1 protein-coding gene and 1 pseudogene are annotated in these 2,106 nt (G+C 71.3%); one reads left to right on the plus strand and one right to left on the minus strand.

Going from position 1 to position 2,106, the window contains the following annotated elements; translation table 11 throughout:
- Positions 1–138: 138 nt before the first annotated feature.
- Positions 139–1,224 (minus strand): aromatic ring-hydroxylating dioxygenase subunit alpha, encoded by a 1,086-nt coding sequence (locus FRZ03_RS28315; RefSeq protein ID WP_146467944.1) that lies wholly within the window; start codon positions 1,222–1,224, stop codon positions 139–141.
- A gap of 262 nt (positions 1,225–1,486) precedes the next feature.
- Here FRZ03_RS28315 and FRZ03_RS39845 point away from each other — a divergent pair.
- A pseudogene (locus tag FRZ03_RS39845) lies at positions 1,487–2,106 on the plus strand (hypothetical protein); the annotation flags it as partial.

Raw genomic sequence — 2,106 nt, forward strand, 5'->3', positions numbered from 1 at the left:
GCCACTCCCACAGCTCCACCGGGTCCTCGGACTCCCGGGGCTCGCCGCACCAGCACCAGCCGCGCATCCGGTCCGTGCCGGGGACCCACACGATCCGGTAGACCGTGTCTCCGTCGAGCGTCGTCGTGGGCTGCGGGCTCATCGGACGGCCGCCGCGGCTTCGGCCGCCGTGGGTGTGGCCGTGCCGGCCTCGACGAGCCGCTGAAGGATGCGGCGGGCGGCCAGGCCACCGGTGTCGATGTTGATGCTGAGCTCCTGCGTCCCGGCCGGCTCGGAGGCGATGACCTGCTCCAGCCTGTTGAGTGCGACGACGTCTTGGAGGACGACGGTGCGGTTGTTCTCCCGCAGGAAGTCGGAGACCTCCTGGTCGTCCAAGGCGAAGTCGCGGGCCACGGCCCAGAAGTCGTGAGTGCTGGTCTCCGTCTCCGGAGTGATGGCGTAGACGACCTCGACGTGGAAGGCGTCCGGGTCGCCGCCGTCCGCGTCCGGGCCGGGTGCGCCGACCGGGGCGATGCGCGAGTGCAGGAGGTACAGGCAGGGGGCGTGGTACTCGATGTCCTGCCAGCGCGTGATGCGGCCGGTGATGCCGGTGGACTTGGCGTAGAACGGCGGGCAGGCCGCGTCGTCCATGTGCCGGCTGACGTGCACGACGCCCGCCTTGTCGTCGACCTCTGTGGTGATGGGGGTCTCGGCGACCTCGGGGGTGCCGATATAGCCGCCGTGCAGGTACGTCTCGTGGGACAGGTCGAGCAGGTTGTCGACGAGGAGGCCGTAGCGGGCCGCCAGCGGCTCCATGCCACAGACGGTGGTGTAGTCGGGCGAGTCCAGCCAGGGGGCGCGGGGGATCAGGGCCTCGTCGGCCTTGTCCTTGTCGCCGATCCACACCCACACGAAGGAGTCCCGTTCCTTGACGGGGTAGGAGGTGAGCCGTGCGGTGCGCGGCACGCGCTTCTGACCGGGCACGCTCACGCACACGCCGTCGGCGCCGTAGGTGAAGCCGTGGTAGCCGCAGACAACCGTGTCGCCGTCCAGTCGGCTCGGCTTCTCGGAGAGCGGGAAACGGCGGTGGACGCACCGGTCCGCCATGGCGGTGACCTCCCCCGCCTCGGTGCGCCAGAAAAGGATCGACTCGCCGCAGATGGTGCGGGTGAACAGTTTCCGCCCGATCTCGCTGCCGTAGGCGGCCACGTACCACTGGTTGCGCGCGAATGACGTCGTCGTCATCGTCATCTCCCTTGCGTCGGGCGGACCCGCCGCATCGACGGATCGGGGACTGCGGACTTGGGTCGTGGGTTTTGTATTGAGGGTGGGGGTTCGCGGGTTTCGGCTGCCGGTTGCCCCGAGGGGTCGGGGTGGAAGGTCGGCGGTTTCCAGAGTGCTGCGGACACGGGCCCGTGAACAGGGCGCCTTCCGTTGAACGGAAGGCCGAGGCGGGGCCCGTGCAACGGGGCGGGCGGCCCATGCCGACGCCTTCGACGGCGAGGATGTGCCCGGGCTCAGGCGAAGGCAGGAACCGTACGAACTCCTCGCCGCCGGGAGCGTCGGGGGCGGTTCCGGTGGCGTACCGGACGCCGTTGTCCTCGCCGACCCCGCCCTTGCCGGCGCGGCGCAGGTCGGCGACGGTGCGGCCGACGTGCTCGTACAGCCACTGCTGCACGTCGCGGTGGCCGTACCGGCGCCCGCGGGCATGCGGGCGTGGTCGGAGCCGAGGGCGCCGGGAGTTGAAGCCGAACTCCTTGCGGACGAGGCCGTTGACGACGATCAGCGGGAAGGGCCCGGAGGTGGACTGCCAGTCTCCGCCGCGCGCGGCCCGCTCGAGCATGAGCGCGTCCCAGGCGGCGAGGACGACCGGGAAGTGGGCTGGTGCGCAGCCGGCCATGGCCGCGTTGACGGCGGCGAGTCCGACGGTGCAGGACCGGCCGAGGTGCTCGATGCGGCCGATGAACTCGGCCGAGTCGCGGGGCGTCGTGGCGAGGAAGCGGTCGACGAGGGCGAGGGTGACGGGGACGAGCGGCAGCCCGTCGGACACTCGCTCCCGAAGCCGTACTCGACGGCCCGTTGGGCGTGGTCAGCGTCGAGCGGGACCTCGATGTGGGGGGTGTGGGG

Origin of the sequence: Streptomyces misionensis (assembly GCF_007896895.1) — a bacterium.
Classification (GTDB): Bacteria; Actinomycetota; Actinomycetes; order Streptomycetales; family Streptomycetaceae; genus Streptomyces; species Streptomyces misionensis_A.

Bases quoted from the DNA above. Each gene is read 5' to 3' on its own strand.
- FRZ03_RS28315 (WP_146467944.1), bottom strand. From the start codon at position 1,224: ATGACGACGACGTCATTCGCGCGCAACCAGTGGTACGTGGCCGCCTAC.